Source organism: Streptomyces abyssalis (assembly GCF_001751365.1).
Taxonomy (GTDB): Bacteria; Actinomycetota; Actinomycetes; order Streptomycetales; family Streptomycetaceae; genus Streptomyces; species Streptomyces abyssalis.
This window is the reverse complement of the sequence record NZ_LJGT01000040.1, coordinates 712,711-728,513: the sequence shown is the minus strand read 5'-3', so window position 1 is coordinate 728,513 and position 15,803 is coordinate 712,711. Positions and strand designations below refer to the sequence as shown.

Annotated in this window: 18 protein-coding genes; 9 read left to right on the top strand and 9 right to left on the bottom strand. The window is 72.2% G+C overall.

The genetic code is table 11. The features are described from left to right. The first annotated feature begins 157 nt into the window (after positions 1–157). From AN215_RS18065 to AN215_RS18045, 5 genes are read left to right on the top strand one after another with little or no spacing between them, the layout of a single operon-like run. On the top strand, positions 158–1,456 hold the full coding sequence (locus tag AN215_RS18065; RefSeq protein ID WP_070011754.1) for an SCO2321 family membrane protein: 1,299 nt from the start codon (positions 158–160) through the stop codon (positions 1,454–1,456). After that, on the top strand, positions 1,453–2,286 hold the full coding sequence (locus AN215_RS18060; protein ID WP_245694536.1) for an SCO2322 family protein: 834 nt from the start codon (positions 1,453–1,455) through the stop codon (positions 2,284–2,286). The genes AN215_RS18065 and AN215_RS18060 overlap by 4 nt, the downstream gene beginning before the upstream one ends. A 19-nt stretch (positions 2,287–2,305) precedes the next feature. Further along, on the top strand, positions 2,306–3,526 hold the full coding sequence (locus tag AN215_RS18055; RefSeq protein WP_107374420.1) for an energy-coupling factor transporter transmembrane component T: 1,221 nt from the start codon (positions 2,306–2,308) through the stop codon (positions 3,524–3,526). Further along, a complete protein-coding gene (locus tag AN215_RS18050) occupies positions 3,523–5,376 on the top strand; it encodes an ABC transporter ATP-binding protein (RefSeq protein WP_070011753.1) in 1,854 nt (617 codons plus the stop codon). Before AN215_RS18055 ends, AN215_RS18050 begins: the two co-directional genes overlap by 4 nt. Beyond that, entirely contained in the window at positions 5,373–6,194 is an 822-nt protein-coding gene (locus AN215_RS18045; protein ID WP_070011752.1) for an ECF transporter S component, read from the top strand. The genes AN215_RS18050 and AN215_RS18045 overlap by 4 nt, the downstream gene beginning before the upstream one ends. Before the next feature lie 100 nt (positions 6,195–6,294). On the opposite strand, the gene AN215_RS18040 is transcribed toward AN215_RS18045, so the two are convergent. From AN215_RS18040 to AN215_RS29875, 7 genes are all read right to left on the bottom strand, one after another. Then, positions 6,295–7,035: a DUF899 family protein gene (locus AN215_RS18040; RefSeq protein WP_070012075.1), complete on the bottom strand. Its 741-nt coding sequence runs from the start codon at positions 7,033–7,035 to the stop codon at positions 6,295–6,297. Between the two features lie 209 nt (positions 7,036–7,244). Continuing rightward, on the bottom strand, positions 7,245–7,466 hold the full coding sequence (locus tag AN215_RS18035) for a hypothetical protein (protein ID WP_139140754.1): 222 nt from the start codon (positions 7,464–7,466) through the stop codon (positions 7,245–7,247). A gap of 35 nt (positions 7,467–7,501) precedes the next feature. After that, complete coding sequence (locus AN215_RS18030; protein ID WP_070011750.1) at positions 7,502–7,939, bottom strand: ATP-binding protein; 438 nt, start codon at positions 7,937–7,939, stop codon at positions 7,502–7,504. Between the two features lie 121 nt (positions 7,940–8,060). Then, a complete protein-coding gene (locus AN215_RS18025) occupies positions 8,061–9,275 on the bottom strand; it encodes a helix-turn-helix domain-containing protein (protein WP_070011749.1) in 1,215 nt (404 codons plus the stop codon). 299 nt (positions 9,276–9,574) lie between these two features. Continuing rightward, on the bottom strand, positions 9,575–9,835 hold the full coding sequence (locus AN215_RS18020) for a hypothetical protein (protein ID WP_070011748.1): 261 nt from the start codon (positions 9,833–9,835) through the stop codon (positions 9,575–9,577). Positions 9,836–9,863: 28 nt separating this feature from the next. Continuing rightward, positions 9,864–10,334 carry a glycine-rich domain-containing protein gene (locus AN215_RS18015; RefSeq protein ID WP_070011747.1) on the bottom strand — a complete coding sequence of 157 codons (471 nt, stop codon included), beginning with the start codon at positions 10,332–10,334 and terminating at the stop codon, positions 9,864–9,866. 15 nt (positions 10,335–10,349) lie between these two features. Continuing rightward, positions 10,350–10,514: a hypothetical protein gene (locus AN215_RS29875; protein ID WP_171904216.1), complete on the bottom strand. Its 165-nt coding sequence runs from the start codon at positions 10,512–10,514 to the stop codon at positions 10,350–10,352. Positions 10,515–10,788: 274 nt separating this feature from the next. Between AN215_RS29875 and AN215_RS18010 the strand changes: the two genes are divergently transcribed. The 4 genes from AN215_RS18010 (at position 10,789) to AN215_RS18000 (ending at position 13,242) form a co-directional block, all read left to right on the top strand. Further along, entirely contained in the window at positions 10,789–11,568 is a 780-nt protein-coding gene (locus AN215_RS18010) for a helix-turn-helix domain-containing protein (protein ID WP_070011746.1), read from the top strand. A gap of 153 nt (positions 11,569–11,721) precedes the next feature. Then, positions 11,722–12,039, top strand: a complete 318-nt coding sequence (locus AN215_RS18005) for an antibiotic biosynthesis monooxygenase family protein (RefSeq protein WP_070011745.1) — start codon at positions 11,722–11,724, stop codon at positions 12,037–12,039. A 170-nt stretch (positions 12,040–12,209) separates the two neighbouring features. Continuing rightward, entirely contained in the window at positions 12,210–12,344 is a 135-nt protein-coding gene (locus tag AN215_RS30670) for a hypothetical protein (RefSeq protein ID WP_275521395.1), read from the top strand. Positions 12,345–12,474: 130 nt separating this feature from the next. Continuing rightward, entirely contained in the window at positions 12,475–13,242 is a 768-nt protein-coding gene (locus tag AN215_RS18000; RefSeq protein WP_070011744.1) for a class I SAM-dependent methyltransferase, read from the top strand. A gap of 49 nt (positions 13,243–13,291) precedes the next feature. Here the strand turns inward: AN215_RS18000 and AN215_RS17995 are convergent, their stop codons facing one another. Continuing rightward, complete coding sequence (locus AN215_RS17995; protein ID WP_070011743.1) at positions 13,292–14,002, bottom strand: HAD-IA family hydrolase; 711 nt, start codon at positions 14,000–14,002, stop codon at positions 13,292–13,294. Between the two features lie 259 nt (positions 14,003–14,261). After that, the gene (locus AN215_RS17990) at positions 14,262–15,296 is read right to left on the bottom strand and encodes a peptidoglycan-binding protein (RefSeq protein ID WP_070031201.1); all 1,035 of its coding nucleotides are present in this window, start codon (positions 15,294–15,296) and stop codon (positions 14,262–14,264) included. Positions 15,297–15,803: the final 507 nt, after the last annotated feature.

Genomic DNA, 15,803 nt, shown 5'->3' with positions numbered 1-15,803 from the left:
GTCCGCCGCCGCAGGGCGGCTGAAGGGGCCCCACCGTCGAGGTTTACGGAGCTGAGCCCGGTGTGCCGCCTGACCGGACGCGTGCCGCACGAGCATGCGAGCGGGCAGGCGGGGCGGCCGTGCGGAGCTGCGGACCGCTCACCGAAAGGCACCCCCCATGTTCCTGCGCCGGAGCATCACAGCCGTCGCCGCGGCAACCGCACTCTGCGCCGTCACCGCGCCCGCGGCACAGGCCGCCGGCTCCTCCTCCCGCGCGATATCCGGCCCGCCGGCGTCCGCCGCGACGGAGAAGAAACTGCCGGCCGGGCTGTACGGCAAGGCCGACCCGAAGTACGACGGGGTCTGGAGACAGTCCATGGCCCTGCTGGCCCTCGACGCGGCCGGTGCCGTCCCCGCCCGCAAGGCGGTGGACTGGCTCGCGGGGCAGCAGTGCGACGACGGCTCGTTCACCGCGTACCGCGCGGACACGGGCACCACGTGCGACGAGAAGAAGACCCCCGGCGACACCAACGCCACGGCGGCCGCCGTGCAGGCGCTCTCCGCGGTCGGCGGTCAGGACGCCCCGGTCCGCAAGGCCCTCGCTTGGCTGCGTTCCGTGCAGAACAAGGACGGCGGCTGGGGCTACAACCCGGGCAGCCCCAGCGACGCGAACTCGGTTTCCGTCGTCGTCGGCGCCCTCGCCGCCGCGGGCGAGCAACCGGAGAAGGCGGTCAAGGGCGGCAAGTCCCCCTACGACGCGCTCGCTTCGCTACAGCTCGGCTGCGACGCCGGCAAGGCGAAGCGCGGCGCCTTCGCGTACCAGCCCGGCAAGGACGGCGAGCTGGCCGCCAACGACGACGCCACCGCCGCGGCCGTACTGGCCGGTGCGGGCTCCGGGATGCAGGCAGAGAAGCCCTCCGGCCGTTCCGCCGAGGCGAAGCCGCTGGAGTGCGGCAAGGGTGACGCCGGAGACGGCAAGCCCCTCGGCCGTGACGAGGCGGCCGGCGCGGGCGCCGCCTACCTCGCGTCCGTACTCGAGAAGAACGGGCACCACCTGCTCGCCGTGACACCGGGCGCCGAAGGCGAACCGGACTACGGCAACACGGCCGACGCAGTCATCGCACTCGCGGCGGGCGGTCACCGCGCCGAAGCACGCGAGTCCCTCAACTGGCTGGCCGCGAAGCTCGATTCGTGGGACAAGTCCGAGGGCGACCCGGCCGCCGTCGCCGGTGTGATGCTCGCCGTGCACGCCACGGGAGGCGACGCGGCGACCCTCAAGGGCACGAAGCTGCTCGACCGCCTGGTCGCCACCGGCCCGGAGCCGGCCCGTATGCCGGACGAGAAGCAGGCCACGGGCGCCGAGAAGGACGAGGACGACGGTGCGGTGCTGCGCTGGTCCCTGCTGGGCGCCGGGCTGGCCGCGGGCGTGGGTGCCGGCTTCCTGATCAGCGCCCGCAGAAAGCGGCAGGGGCAGTGAGCGCGCGGAGCCCGCGCGACGCGCGGGGTCTGCGGGCCCCGCGCGGGCGGCGGGCCCCGCGGCCGGGGCTGCGCGGCCGCGCCTGGCGGCTGCCCGCCGTCATCGGGCTCGCGCTTCTTCCGGCCGCCGTCCAGACACCGGCCGGCGCGGCCGAGCCGGGCGCGGCCGAGACGAGGGCGACCGCGCGGGTCTCGGACTCCGGCAGCTACCGCTACTGGGCCTTCTGGGAGCAGAACGGCAAGAGCGGAGACCGCGACGAGTGGTCGTACGCCACGCAGGGCCCGTCGGTGCTGCGTCCCGAGGACGGCGCGGTCATCGGCTTCCGCTTCGCACTCAGCGAGAACTCCCAGGACGCCGGGAAGCCGCGCGGCCGGGCGGAGTTCGCGGACATCTGCGGCGGCACGGACGCCGAGCAGGGCAGCAAGCGGATCGCCCTGAGCATCGACCCCGGCACCCGTGCGCACGCACCCCGCGGCGAGACCCCGCCCGAGCCGCGTACCGTCTGCGCCCGGGTCGCCGACGACGCCACCGCCGCGGACGCGCTCGCTCAGGTCGCGAAGCCGCTGCGTTACAACTCCGCGGCGCTCCTGTGCGCCATCGACGGCTATCCCGAGCGCGGCTGCGGCGAGCAGATATCCGGCTCCGGCAAGGGCGGCGGGAACGAGGCCGACGGCAGCAACGCCGCCGGCAAGGACCCCGGCAAGGGCGAGGACACGGACGAGGACGGCTCCGGTGCCGCCTTCGGTTCGGCGACCGGCGTCGCCGCGGGCATCGCCGCCGTCGCCGCTCTCTCCCTGGCCGCCGCCCGGCGTGCCCGCCGCCGCCGTTGACCGGCCGGGCGGTGACGTGATGAACGGGTGGCTGCGCGCACCGGAGGCCAGGCGTGGCCTGGACCTGCACCCCGGCGCGTGGTGGCTCTGGGCGCTGGGCCTGGCGACCGCCGCCTCCCGCACCACGAACCCGCTGCTGCTGATGCTGCTGTGCGCCGTGGCGGGGTACGTCGTCGCCGCACGCCGTACGAACGCCCCCTGGGCACGCTCGTACACGGTGTTCCTGAAGCTCGGCCTCGTGGTGCTGGTCATCCGGCTCTTCTTCGCCTTCTTCCTCGGCTCCCCCGTCCCCGGCAGCCACGTTCTGGTCACGATGCCCGAAGTGCCGCTGCCGGACTGGGCGCAGGGCGTGCGCGTCGGAGGCCGCGTCACCGCCGAGGGGCTGATGTTCGCCCTGTACGACGGAATGAAGCTGGCGACGCTGCTGATCTGTGTCGGCGCCGCCAACGCCCTCGCGAATCCCGCCCGGCTGCTCAAGTCCCTTCCGGGCGCGCTCTACGAGGCGGGAGTGGCCGTCGTCGTCGCGATGACCTTCGCGCCGAACCTGGTGGCGGACGTACGGCGGCTGCGTGCCGCACGCCGGCTGCGCGGGCGGGCCGACAAGGGGCTGCGGTCCGTCCTCCAGGTCGGACTGCCGGTGCTGGAGGGCGCGTTGGAACGCTCGGTCGCGCTGGCCGCCGCGATGGACGCTCGCGGCTACGGACGCAGCGCCGAAGTGCCGCGCGCCGTACGCCGGATGACCGCTCTGCTCACGCTCGGCGGGCTGCTCGGTGTCTGCGCCGGTTCGTACGCGCTGCTGTCGGTGCAGGGAGCGGAGTACGGGCTGCCGGTGCTGCTCGCGGGTGCGGTGCTGGCGCTGGCCGGGCTGCGGCTGGGCGGACGGCGCGCCGTCCGTACCCGCTACCGGCCGGAACTCTGGGGCGTGCGGGCCTGGTTGACTGCCGCTTCCGGTGCCGCGGCCGGGGTGGTGATGGTGGCGGCAGGCGGCGCGTTCCCCGAGGCGCTGCATCCGCCGGCGGTGCCGCTCACCGCACCGGAGCTTCCACTGTGGCCCGCGGCGGGGCTGCTCATCGGCCTGCTGCCGGCGTTCGCGGCGCCCGTACCGGGTGCGGGCGCAAGACCGGCCACGAACCCGGCACCGGGACCTGGACCTGGACCGGCGCCGCCGCCGGCGCGCGCACCGGCTCGGCCTCCGGCCGGATCAGCGTCGTCACCCGTACCCGAGGAGCCAGCCAAGTGATCAGGTTCGACCAGGTGTCGGTCCGGTACGACGGCCCTGCCGGTGCCACCCCGGGCGAAGACGTGCACGCGCCGCAACTCGCCCTGCGCGAGGTGGACCTGGAGATCCCCGAGGGCGAACTGTGCCTGCTGGTCGGCCCGTCCGGCGTCGGCAAGTCCACGCTGCTGGGCACCGTCTCCGGACTCGTTCCGCACTTCACCGGCGGCACCCTGCACGGGCGCGTCACGGTCGCGGGACGCGACACCCGTACGCACAAGCCGCGCGAACTGGCCGACGTCGTCGGCACGGTGGGCCAGGACCCGCTCGCGCACTTCGTCACCGACACCGTGGAGGACGAACTCGCCTACGGCATGGAGTCGTTGGGGCTGCCCCCGGCCACGATGCGCCGCCGCGTCGAGGAGACCCTCGACCTTCTCGGCCTCAACGACCTGCGCGACCGCCCCATCGCCACCCTCTCCGGGGGGCAGCAGCAGCGCGTCGCGATCGGTTCCGTACTCACCCCGCATCCGCGCGTACTCGTCCTGGACGAGCCGACCTCGGCCCTCGATCCCGGCGCCGCCGAGGAGGTCCTGGCGGTGCTCCAGCGGCTCGTCCACGACCTCGGTACGACCGTGCTGATGGCCGAGCACCGGCTGGAGCGCGTCGTGCACTACGCCGACCAGGTGCTGCTGCTGCCGGAGCCCGGCGCACCGGCCCGGCTGGGCGACCCCGCAGACCTGATGGCGGTCTCGCCGGTGCAGCCACCCGTCGTCGCGCTGGGACGGCTCGCGGGCTGGTCGCCGCTGCCGCTGTCCGTACGGGACGCGCGCCGCAGGGCGGGACCGCTGCGCGACAGGCTCGCGGACGTCTCCGGCGACGGCGCGCGGGGCACCGGGCCACGGCCTGCCGTCACTCCGGGCGTCGAGGAAGCCGACGCCCCCGCCGCCTCCGCGACGGGCGGCGACGCACACGGAGAACGTGAACTCCACGACGGGACAGGCCCGTTGGCCCGGCTGCGCGCCCGCGTACGGTCACGGCCCCCGCACACCGCGCGCCCGTCCGCGGAGGACGGCACGGCCGCAACGCCGACGGCGCAGATCCGCGGACTCACCCTCCGCCGCGGCGACATCACCGCCCTGCACGGCGTGGACCTCGCCCTCCGTCCCGGAGAGACCATCGCGCTCATGGGCCGCAACGGGGCGGGCAAGTCCACGCTTCTGGGCACCCTCATGGGCGTACACGCGCCGACAGCCGGAACGGTGACGGTGGGTGGTGCCGAGCGCCTCACCCCGTCCCGTACCCACCCGCGTCAACTCCTGCGGCACGCGGGCCTCGTACCGCAGGAGCCGCGTGACCTCCTCTACGCGGACACGGTCGCGGGTGAGTGCGCGGCAGCCGACACGGACGCCGGCGCCGAGCCCGGAACCTGCCGCGGTCTGGTCGCCGCGCTGCTGCCCGGGGTTGCCGACGGCATGCACCCTCGCGACCTGTCGGAGGGCCAGCGCCTGGCTCTCGCCCTCGCCGTGATCCTCACCGCCCGGCCGGAGCTGATCCTGCTGGACGAGCCGACCCGCGGCCTGGACTACGCCGCCAAGTCCCGCCTCGTCGGCATCCTGCGCACCCTCGCCGGCGAGCGGCACTCGATCGTTCTGGCCACGCACGACGTGGAGCTGGCGGCCGAGGTCGCCGACCGCGTCGTGATACTGGCGCAGGGCGAGACCGTCGCGGACGGTCCCGTCGCCGAAGTGGTCACCTCCTCCCCCGCGTTCGCACCGCAGGTCGCCAAGATCCTCGCTCCGGCACGGTGGCTCACCGTCCCCCAGGTCCGCTCGGCACTCGGCGCCCCGGACGCCCAGGGAGCCCCGGAGTGAACCCCAGCACCCGCGCCCTGCGCCTCGGCCCGCGTTCGGTCGCGGCACTGGCCCTCACCAGCGCCACGGGCGTCGTCGCCTTCGGCTGGCCCCTGCTCGCCGACTCCGCATCCGGACTGGCGCACTCGAAGGACGCACCCTGGCTCTTCACGGCGCTGCTGCCGCTGCTGCTGGCGGTCGTCGTCGCGACGATCGCCGACACCGGCATGGACGCGAAGGCCGTCGCGATGCTCGGCGTACTGGCGGCGGCGGGGGCGGCGCTGCGCCCGCTGGGAGCGGGTACGGCGGGCCTGGAGCCGATGTTCTTCCTGATCGTGCTCTCGGGACGCGTCCTCGGGCCGGGCTTCGGCTTCGTACTGGGCGCACTGTCGATGTTCGCCGGAGCGCTGCTGACGGGCGGAGCCGGACCGTGGATGCCGTTCCAGATGCTCACCATGGGCTGGGTCGCCATGGGCGCGGGGCTGCTGCCCGGCTCCGAACGGCTCCGCGGACGGGGGGAGTTGCTGATGCTGGCGCTCTACGGAGCGGTCTCGGCCCTGCTCTACGGGCTGGTGATGAACCTCCAGGGCTGGCCCTACATCGCGGGCCTCGGCTCGGGCATCTCCTTCGTCCCGGGCGACCCGCTGCCGGAGAACCTGGCGCGGTTCGTCACCTACGTACTGGCCACGTCCCTGGGCTGGGACCTCCCCCGGGCCACGCTGACCGTCGTCCTCGTCCTCACCCTCGGCGGCACGGTCCTGCGCGCCCTGCGCCGCGCCACCCGCCGCGCATCCTTCGACGCCCCGGTCCGGTTCGTACCGCCCGCCGACCGGCCGTAGGACCGACCCTGTTCGACCTGGCGGGACCGGCCGTCGCGGTCCTGGCACGGACCGCGGCGGCGTATGCGGGAAAGTTCCCGCGGACCAGGCCGGCCGATACTCACGTCAGCTCGTCGGAGCGGCCTGCTTCGATGCGGGACCACTGGGCGACGGGGCGTCCGTTCGTACGCCAGACCTCGGGGTTCTCATCGGAGTACCAGGGCTGGGGCCAGCCGTCGGGAGAGTCCTCCCACGCCTCCTGGCGTCCGTAGACGGTCATGTCCAGCAGCCCGTGGGTGGGGGACATGACCTCGACGCCGCGACCGCCGGTGTAGTACGTCTCGAACACCCGCTCGCCGTCGCGTACGTAGCAGACGAGGTGGTGACGCTGCCAGTCACGGCCCTCCAGCAGCTGCGCCGCCGTCTTCTCGACCGAGTACCACGGCATGTCCAGGCCCAGGAAGTCCCGGTAGCGGACGCTGGCCTCGTACGGGCCCTTGCAGAGCGTGGCATACGTGGCGTCGCGGGAATGGATGTAGGACAGCTCGCGGACCTGGCAGTTGAAGAACGTGCAGCCGTCGCACTGCTCCGCGGCGGGCCGGCCGGGCCACCAGGCGTGGAAGTACGCGATGAGCTGCCTGCGGCCTTCGAATACATCGAGGATCGTGATCGGCCCGTCAGGTCCGATCACCTCGATGGTGGCGTCGACCTCCACCATCGGCAGCCGCCTCCGTGCCGCCGCGATCGCGTCCCCTTCGCGGGTGTGCGCCTTCTCCCGTACCAACAGTGCGTCCCGCGCCTCCTGCCAGGTCTTTCTGTCCACCACAGGCGGGAGTGCCGGGCCAGGTCCTTTGTCGCTCATGATCGCCTCCATGCGTCCGGTGCCGTTTCCCCCACCGCGCCGACCGGCCCGCGCGGCGGGATGAGTCCTGGGGGGCTACCTGCGGTTCTACAGCAAAGAGCCGCCCTGGCAGATCACCGAGGACGTTGCGGCGGTTGACGGTCACGCGGAGCACCCTCCGCGAGCCCCCGGTCCGTGACTCCGGGAATCGGGGCTCAGTCCTACGCGGCTCAGTCGCCTTCGTTCTCCGGCGGCAGTACGAAGCCCCGCGTGGGCCCGGAGAGTTCAGGGGCAGCGCCCTGAGTGGGCACGCCCTCGGCGACGGCCGCCAGCCAGGGCCAGGATCCCGGCATCGCGGCGATCTGCCGGGCACACGGCCGGCACGCGTACACGTTGCCGACGCGTGGTCCGGGGCGAGCGCCCTGCATGTTCCCGGCATCGACCTGATGCACGAGCACCACCCCTCGCTCGGGGCAGCGGACGCACCTCACAGCGCCTCCAGTTCTGCCCAGACGCACTTCCCCCACGGCAGGGGATCGGTGTCCCAGCGGACGGCCAGCCGCTCGACCAGGGCCAGCCCACGCCCGCCTTCGTCGTCCTCGGCCGCCTCGCAACGGGTGGGCAGAGTCCTGGACTTGTCCACGACGGCAACCCGGACGCACACAGCGCAGGGGCGAGTGACCACGACGCGCAGGGCATCGCTGCGGGCGTGCTGCACGGCGTTCGTGACGAGCTCGGAGGCCACGAGCACGGCGGCGTCGGCCAGTTGTTCCAGGCCCCACGTGGCTAAGGCCGTGCGCACCAGGCTGCGCGCGGTCGCCACGCTCCCCGGAGTGCGCGGCAGGGTCTCGCTGTAGCCGGGATGCCCGGTCGGTCGGGCGACAACGCCCCTGGTCGGAGGGTGCGGGACCGTAGGACGCGGCATTGAGGTCTGCTCTCCCGAATCGGCCGAACCCGGAACGGTTCGCGCGGTTGCGTGGCATGCCGTCAATGCAAGCGATCCGCTGAGAAAGCCGACAGGGGCGTTGCGTCCCAGTTCCGGGACCTTACGCAGCGACCCCCAGGAACTCCGCCAACGGGCGCAGCCCCGGCGGGTGGTTCGGCAGCGACCACAGGTCACGCACGATTGCCACTGCGAGCGTGTGGTGCCGCATCCACTCGGGGGCCACGCGGCGCAGTGACTCCAAGGTCTTCACGGCTCCTGCCGCGTCGCCGGTGTCGGTATGCGCACGGGCCACGTCGAGCAGTAGCCAGGTGCGCCACGACGGTGGGGTGTCCTTGCTCAGCCGCATGCCCTTGGCCAGCTTCAGGGCCTCTTCCGGATGCCCGTACTGGACGGCGAGGCGGACGCGTTCGATGCGCACGGACGACGGGCTGAACACGCTCACCATGCGACTGTCGCTGCCCTCGGGCAACTTGGAGACGCGCGCCGCCGCCTTCTCCGCCGTCTCCATCATCGCGGCCGCGCGGTCGTAGTCCCCGGCCCGCGCAGCGGAGGTGGCGGCGCTCATGGTCAGCGCCCCCCAGACCTTCAGGCCGTCGGCTGTGTTCGTGTGGCCGCTCTGCTCGGCGGTCCCGGCTGCGTGGAGCGCGACGTGGAGCGCGTCATCCAGACGGCCTTGCCGCTGGTACGTCCACGCCACGGAGTTGGCAATCATCGGGGCCAGCAGGGGGTCCGCAGACTGCTCGGCCGCCTGTATGGCACGTTCCAGGCCGGTCAGGGCGAGGTCTGTCTTGCCCATGCGGACGGACAGGTGGCCACCGAGCTGGAGCACCTTCCCAAGTGCCACGAAGGCTGCTGAACGGTCGTCGTCGCTCTGCACCACCGTGGCGGACCGGGCTTCGGCGATCAGGTCCGGCAGGGCTTTCATCAGGGCGTCGAACTCGGCCGCGTGGTACTGGGACCAGCCGTCGGCGATCCGGTCGCGCAGGGCATCGAGGGAGAAGTCCGGTCCGGGCGGCTCGGGCGGCGGTCCCCACATCACGGGCGTGATCGCGCGGCGTACGGCGACGAAGCGCGGCCCGTCCGTCTCTCCTGTGGAGGCGACCGCAGGAGGATCTCCGAGGAGTGTGGTCAGCTCCACGCCCAGGGCGTTGGCCAGAGCGTGCAGGGTGGGCAACCGTGCCGAGTGCTTACGCTGCTGTTCGAGCTGGCGGATCACGTCCACGGACACGTCGGAGCGCTCCGCCAACTCCTCCTGCGTCAGTGAGGCCAGGCGGCGAAGGCGCCGCAGCGTGCGTCCCAGATGCTCATTCGACACGCCCTCACCGTACGTCGTCAGTCAGCCTGCCAGTGTGTGCACGCTCGTAAGCGACCTCGGACGCGACCGATCTGAACGGGCTGAGTACGCCCGCCAGTTCGGTGAGCATGACGATTCGCGGACATCTCTCCGTCCCCCGGCGCCGCAGCCGGAACGCGGGCCGCCGGAAGCGGTGCGGCAGGATGGGGCGCATGAGCCGCGTAAAGATCGAGGATTGTGTCAAGGCACGCACATGAAAAACACGCGCGAAGAGCCCCCGGCCCGGTGATCCGGGATCGGGGGCTCCGTCTTGCGCAGAGTCAGTCGCCTTGCCCGTCGTTCGACGGCAGTACGAAGCCCCGCGTGGGCCCGGCGCGTTCAGGCTCATCACCCTGAGCGGGCACGCGTTCAGCGACAGCCGCCAGAACCTCCGCCGTGATGTCCCGGCGCGTCTCCGGGTCGGAGTGGTCGAACACCCTCCACTCCCCGGACGGGTCCTCCGAGTCCACGGGGGCCACCACACCACCGACCCCCAACCTGCGCAGCACGTCAGCTACTCGCTCGGCTTCGTCCGGTCCCATGGCGCTCCCCTCCGTCTGCGGCCCGACCTTACCTGTGTGTCCCGCAGTTCCCGGGACGGATCGGCCCGCAGCCGCCAGGCATCGGTGTGTGAGAGCACTTTGCCGTGACGTCCACGAATGCCTTGGTGGGACCCGTCCACAGTTCTTGGTCAACTGTGTGCCCCGACTGCTCGATAGCCGCCACCGTGCGCGTGAGTACGTCAGGGTCGAACCGCTCGGGGTCGGGACGCTCAGGGTAGTGGTGCACGAATCCGCCGAGGCGTGCGCACAGATCGGCGTACAGCTCCGTGTGGAGGATCAGCGCGTGCCATCCCTCATCCACGACACGGGACGGGGACGTGCGCACCGTGGGGAACTGCGTCACGGAGTCCACGTACTTCAGTGCCTCCGTGACGATGCGAACGGCCACGTCTTCGGCCATACCTGGATTGTTGTCCCGCACCGTGTCGGTGACGCCTTCGAACTGGTCTGGCGTAAGCATCCTGCGTACATCGGACATGCTCTCTCCCCTGAATCAGTCGGGTGTACTGGCGAAGGTCAGAACGTCGACAAGCAACGTGGCGAGGACGGTCGTGCAGCCGTAGATCGGGCCCGCGTACCGGGTGATCACTGCCGCCCCTTCCACCGACAGACGGAGCAGGGGGAACGGGCACGGCGGAGGGTTCACCACACGGGCCATGGCAGTTCCCTCCCGTGCGCCTCCCGTACGTGCCTGCGGAGCTTCACGCGTGCATCGGTCTCTTCGCTCCTGTGACACTCTCGGGCCGCCCGCTCCATCTGCTGCGTGATCTGAACGCATACGGCACAGCCCCTCAGCCGCTCGTCGTCATCCATGCCTGAATGCTCCGGCGGTCACGAGGGCCAATGCGACGACGCGTCAGGCGTCCGATTAGCGTCCTTCGTTGGGCGTCATTCGGGTGTCATACGGGGCGCCAGCGGGGGAAGATAGCGACATGACCACCGCTCAGGAAGCCCCAAACGACACCCTTCGCGCCGTGCGTATCGGCATGCGGCTGAGCCAGGACGGCCTGGCGCGTGAGTTGCGCCGCGCCGGTGACGTCGCGGGCGACCCCAACGACGCCTCCAAGCGGCTCGTACAGCGTTGGGAAAGCGGCGTGAGCACGTGGCCTCGCCCGGTTTATGCTCGCGCCTTACAACGTGTCACGGGACTTCCGGTGGAATCACTGGGCTTCATTCTCCCGGTTCCCATGGCACGGGTGCGGAGCGACGGCAGTGGAGGGCACGACATGGAGCACGGAACGAACGGCGTCACTGCTGCCGTTGGCACGCCCAGGCCAGCGCCGGGCACAGCCACGGAGAACTACTCAGGCGTCTGGCTGAGCCGCTACGAATTCTTCTCTTCCGGCCGGGACTCGACGTTCAAGGGCGCTCACCATGTCGTACTTCTCCAGCACGGCAACAAGCTCACCGGCCGCTCCCTGGACGGCGCCTCGTTGAACCCGGGCTCCCCGCTCTCCCTGGACCTCACGATTGACCGGAACGTGGTCACGGGCACGTGGGTTGAACAGACTGCGGACGACGGCTACTACGCGGGAGCCCGCTACCACGGCGCGGTTCAGCTCCTCGTGGAGCCCACGGGGCGGCGGATGGCCGGGAAGTGGGTCGGGTTCGGCAAGGATTTCGACGTGAACACCGGGCCCTGGGAGTTGGTCTTCCAGGAGGCATCCACAGGGCAGGAGACGTTGGAGAAGTACAGCCGCCCGCCGGAGTGAGCCGCCACGGTTCGCGGCCGTGATCGTGCCTCACGCTTCTCCCGCTGGGACCTCCGGTCCGTTTCGTACCGCCGGCGCCCGCGCCGCAACGTCAACGGGCAAACGGGAACGGGGGCGGCGGGCCGCCGGAAGCGGTGCGGCAGGATGGGGCGCATGAGCGTCGTAAAGATCAACGTGCTGACCGTTCCCGCCGAGCAGCGGGAGACCCTCGAGAAGCGATTCGCCTCCCGCGCGGGCGCGGTGGAGGGCTCGGACGGCTTCGAGTGGTTCGAACTCCTCCGCCCCGTCGAGGGCACCGACAACTACCTGGTGTACACGCGGTGGCGCGACGAGGAGTCGTTCCAGGCATGGATGGAAGGCCCGATGAAGGCCGCACACCAGGGAGGCGGCGACCGCCCCAGGCCCGCGGCCTCGGACTCGGCCGTGTGGTCCTTCGAGGTCGTCCAGCAGGCGGCGCCGAAGAAGGACTAGCTTCCGCGGCCGTGCGGGCGTGACGCACGGCGGGAGCCCCGCTGATGACACCCGAATGACGCCAACTCACGCCGTTCAAGGGACGCCTGACGTGTCGTCGCTCCCGTACACGCGAACATCCGAGGATGTCGGAAGCGAGCCGCGAAGCGAATGCGGCAAAGGAGTGCCCGGTGTGCACCGCGATGCTGGGGCTGGTGGAGAAGGCGGCCAGGGAGTACGACCGGAGCGCGGAGACCGACGCCCGGGTGAGGTTGCGCAGACATGCGCGGGCGGCGCACGGGCGGGATCTGCCGCTCCCGTGGTGAGCCGTCGGGCGGCGGGGCCGTGTTCCGGACGTCCACGGCCCGGTACGCCGGTCAGGTTGGCCGGGCCGGACCTGCGGTTCCCGTGCCTCGGCGGAACCAGGATTGCCGAGGCACGGGGAGGGGGGGTCGGATGGACCGGAACATCCGCAGCGCGGAGGACGTACTCAGGCTTCTGGACGGCTTGTTCGAGCCGGAGGCGGACCGCTGGACCACGGGCGCGGCCGACTGGTGGGACGGCTTCTACGCGGACCGGGCGCGGCCGGTGCCGTTCTTCGTGCCGCGGCCGGACGAGAACCTCGCCTCGTACGGCGAGCGCGGCCTCATCACTCCGGGCCGCGCGCTCGACCTGGGATGCGGTCCCGGCCGTAACGCCCTCCACCTGGCTTCGCTCGGCTTCGAGGTGGACGCCGTGGACCTGTCGCCGGCTGCCATCGCCTGGGCCGGCGACCGCGCACGTGAGGCCGGAGCCGGTGTGCGCTTCCACTGCGGTGACGCGTTCGACCTCAAGGCCGGCGGCTCCGGCCGGTCCGACGACTCGGGCCGCTCCGGCGTACTCGGCGGACCGTACGACTTGATCTACGACTCCGGCTGCTTCCATCACCTGCCGCCGCACCGCCGCGTCAGCTATCTCGCCCTGCTCGACCGCGTCCTCGCACCCGGCGGCCATCTGGGCCTGGTCTGCTTCGCGGCCGGCGGGATGGGATGCGAACTCGGGGACGCGGACCTCTACCGCCGTGCGCGCCTCGAAGGCGGCCTCGCCTATACACCGGAGTCGCTGCGGTGGATCTTCTCCGATCTGACGGAGCTGGAGCTGCGCCGTATGCGGGACGAGCCGCCGGAGTCCGCGTACTTCGGCGAACCCTTCCTCTGGACGGCCCTGTTCCGCCGCGAGCCCTGACGAGCCCGCCGCCGCCCGGCGGCACATGCCGGCCGGTCCGCGGGACCGGTCAGTCCGTGAAGCAGAGGCGGACGCTCCCGTCCGCAAGGGGCTCGACCGTCAGCCGGGTCAGGTCGGTGACGTGAACCGTCGGGCCGTGCGCGGCCGCCCTCGGCCCGACCCCGACGACCCGCATGCCCGCGGCCCGCGCCGCCGCGATGCCGGCGCCGGAGTCCTCGAAGGCCACGCACTCCTCCGGCGGGAGGCCGAGCTCCGCGGCGCCCTTGAGGAATCCCTCGGGGTCCGGCTTGCTCGCGCTCACGCTCTCCGCCGTGACGCACAGACCGGGCATCCGCACCTGCGCCGCGTCCATCCGGGCCGTCGCCAGAGCGGTGTCCGCGGACGTGACGAGCGCGTGCGGCACACGGACGAGCGCCGCCATGAACGCCAGGGCTCCGGCCACCGGGACGATGCCGTCCAGCTCACGCGTCTCACGGGCCAGAAGCGCCGCGTTCTCCGCGTGGTTGACCTCCATGGGGCGGTCAGGAAGGACCTCGGCCATCGTCTCGTGACCCTGCCTGCCGTGCGAGATGGCGAGCACGGCGGCCGGGTCGAGACCCTTGGACGCTGCCCAGTCGCGCCAGACGCGTTCGACGACGGCGTCGGAGTTCACGAGGGTGCCGTCCATGTCGAGGAGCAGTCCGCGGGCGGTGAGGGACGGCCGCTGCCCCGGTTCCCCCTGCAACGGCTGCGGTTCCTGCTGCGGTAGCGGTGTCGGCATGGTCTGCGGGCTCCCTAACGCGCTGGGACAGAACCAAGTGGTCCCGCCCGCCGGTCAGGGGACCCGCGGGCCAGGCAGCCTGGCGCAGGGGAAGCGGGCGGGGCCACTTTGTTCCATCACGATACAAAGAGACTGGGTCCCGCGCCAGTCCGGAACCTCCGTACGGGTCCGCCCGAGGCCGCAGGCGGTACCCAGGGCTGCGCCTGTGCCTGCCGGTGTGCCCGTGATGGCCTGTGTTCTCGTGGCTGTGGCCGCCCGCTCAGCCCGTCGTGTGGGACTCCAGCGAGCGGCGCGTGCTGGGTCCGTACTCGCCGAACTCGTCCCCGCGCACCTGGTTGCGCGCCTGGTACTGGGCGACCGCCTGCTGCACGTCCCCTGAGTAGACACCGTCCTCCGGTGCGCTCTCGTCGAGCGCACCCGCCTGCTTGAGCCGGCGCTGCAGTTCGGCGACCTCCGGGCCGCTGTCGCCGGGACGGAGCGTCTCGCCGCCCGGCTGCGTCGGCTCCTGCGGGGGCCGCGGACGGTCCCGGTCGCCGTCGTGGTTTCCGCCTCCGCCCCAGCCCCAGCCGTTGCCGCGGTCGCCGTCGTAGCCGGGAGCGCCGGGCGTGCCGGGCGCGGAGGACGAGGACGGAGACGTACGCGACGGGGCGGGGGCCCGTTCGCCGCGGTCGCCGCCGTCACGGTCGGCGCGCGGGCTGCCGGACCCGGTACGCGCGGTCTGCTTCGCCGAGGGCTTCTTGTCGCGCTTGCCCTCATCCGTGCGGGACGGCTCCTCGGTGGGTCCGCCGCTGGGGGGATCCGGGAGAGCGGTGTCGTCGGTGCTGAGGCTGCGGTCGTCGCCGCTGCCGCCACCCGTGAGCGCCTGCGTCGTCAGCAGTCCCGCGCCGAGCGCCGCGACGGCGCCGACCGCCGCGAGCGCGGCCTTGGCGGGGCGGCGGCGCTTGCCGGCCGCCTCGTCCTGTCCGTAGGCGTAGGCTCCGCGGCCCTTCCGGCGGCGGTGGCTGCCTCCTCGCGAGTCGGACGCGGCAGAGGCGAGCGGTGCGGCGGGCGCGCCCGGCTCCCGCTCAACGGGACCGCCGTACGGACCTCCGTACGGGGCGTCGAACGAACCGTCGGAGAGGTCACCGTACGGCTCGTCCTCGTACGGCTCGTCCTCGTACGGCCCGTCGAACCGGCGCAGCACGGGGAGTTCGGCGGTCTCCCCCTGCCCGCAGCGGGCGAACGGTTCGAGGTCGGGCGTCTGCGACCCCGCGTCCTCGGGTTCCGGCAGGTCGACGTACGGACGTATGTGCATCGGGTCGACATGCTCAGCCGTGAACGGGCCTACGCAGCCACAGAACTTCCCCCCGTCGGCGGTCAACTCCGCACCGCACTCCGGGCAGCATCTATGCGCCGTCATCCCGGCCCCTCCCCTGGGTCTTGCCGGCACGCCCTTTACGCGCCGACGCCACCCGAATCGCCAGTGACTGTCCAGCCGTGCACCTTACGCGGCTCGTGGGAGGGTGGGTCAACCGCAGTCCGAAATGACGTGCGAAGAGTGACGAGGGTCATTCCGTCACTTGCTCGTTCCTCCCCGCGCCTTCCCGCGCCTTCCCGCACCGGAATGAGGACGGGAAGGCCGAACGACCGCCGAACGACCGTGCGGGCAGGGCTACTTCGGTGAGGGGTTTCGAACACGCCGCGGGAGGGCCCGGCTTCCGGGCGAGCGGTGAGGAGAACCAAAGCCCCTTCCCTGACTGCCCGTCCGCGGCGACGAGCGGGAAGTCCCGCTCCGGCGAGGGACGTTCCAGACGCACGCCTC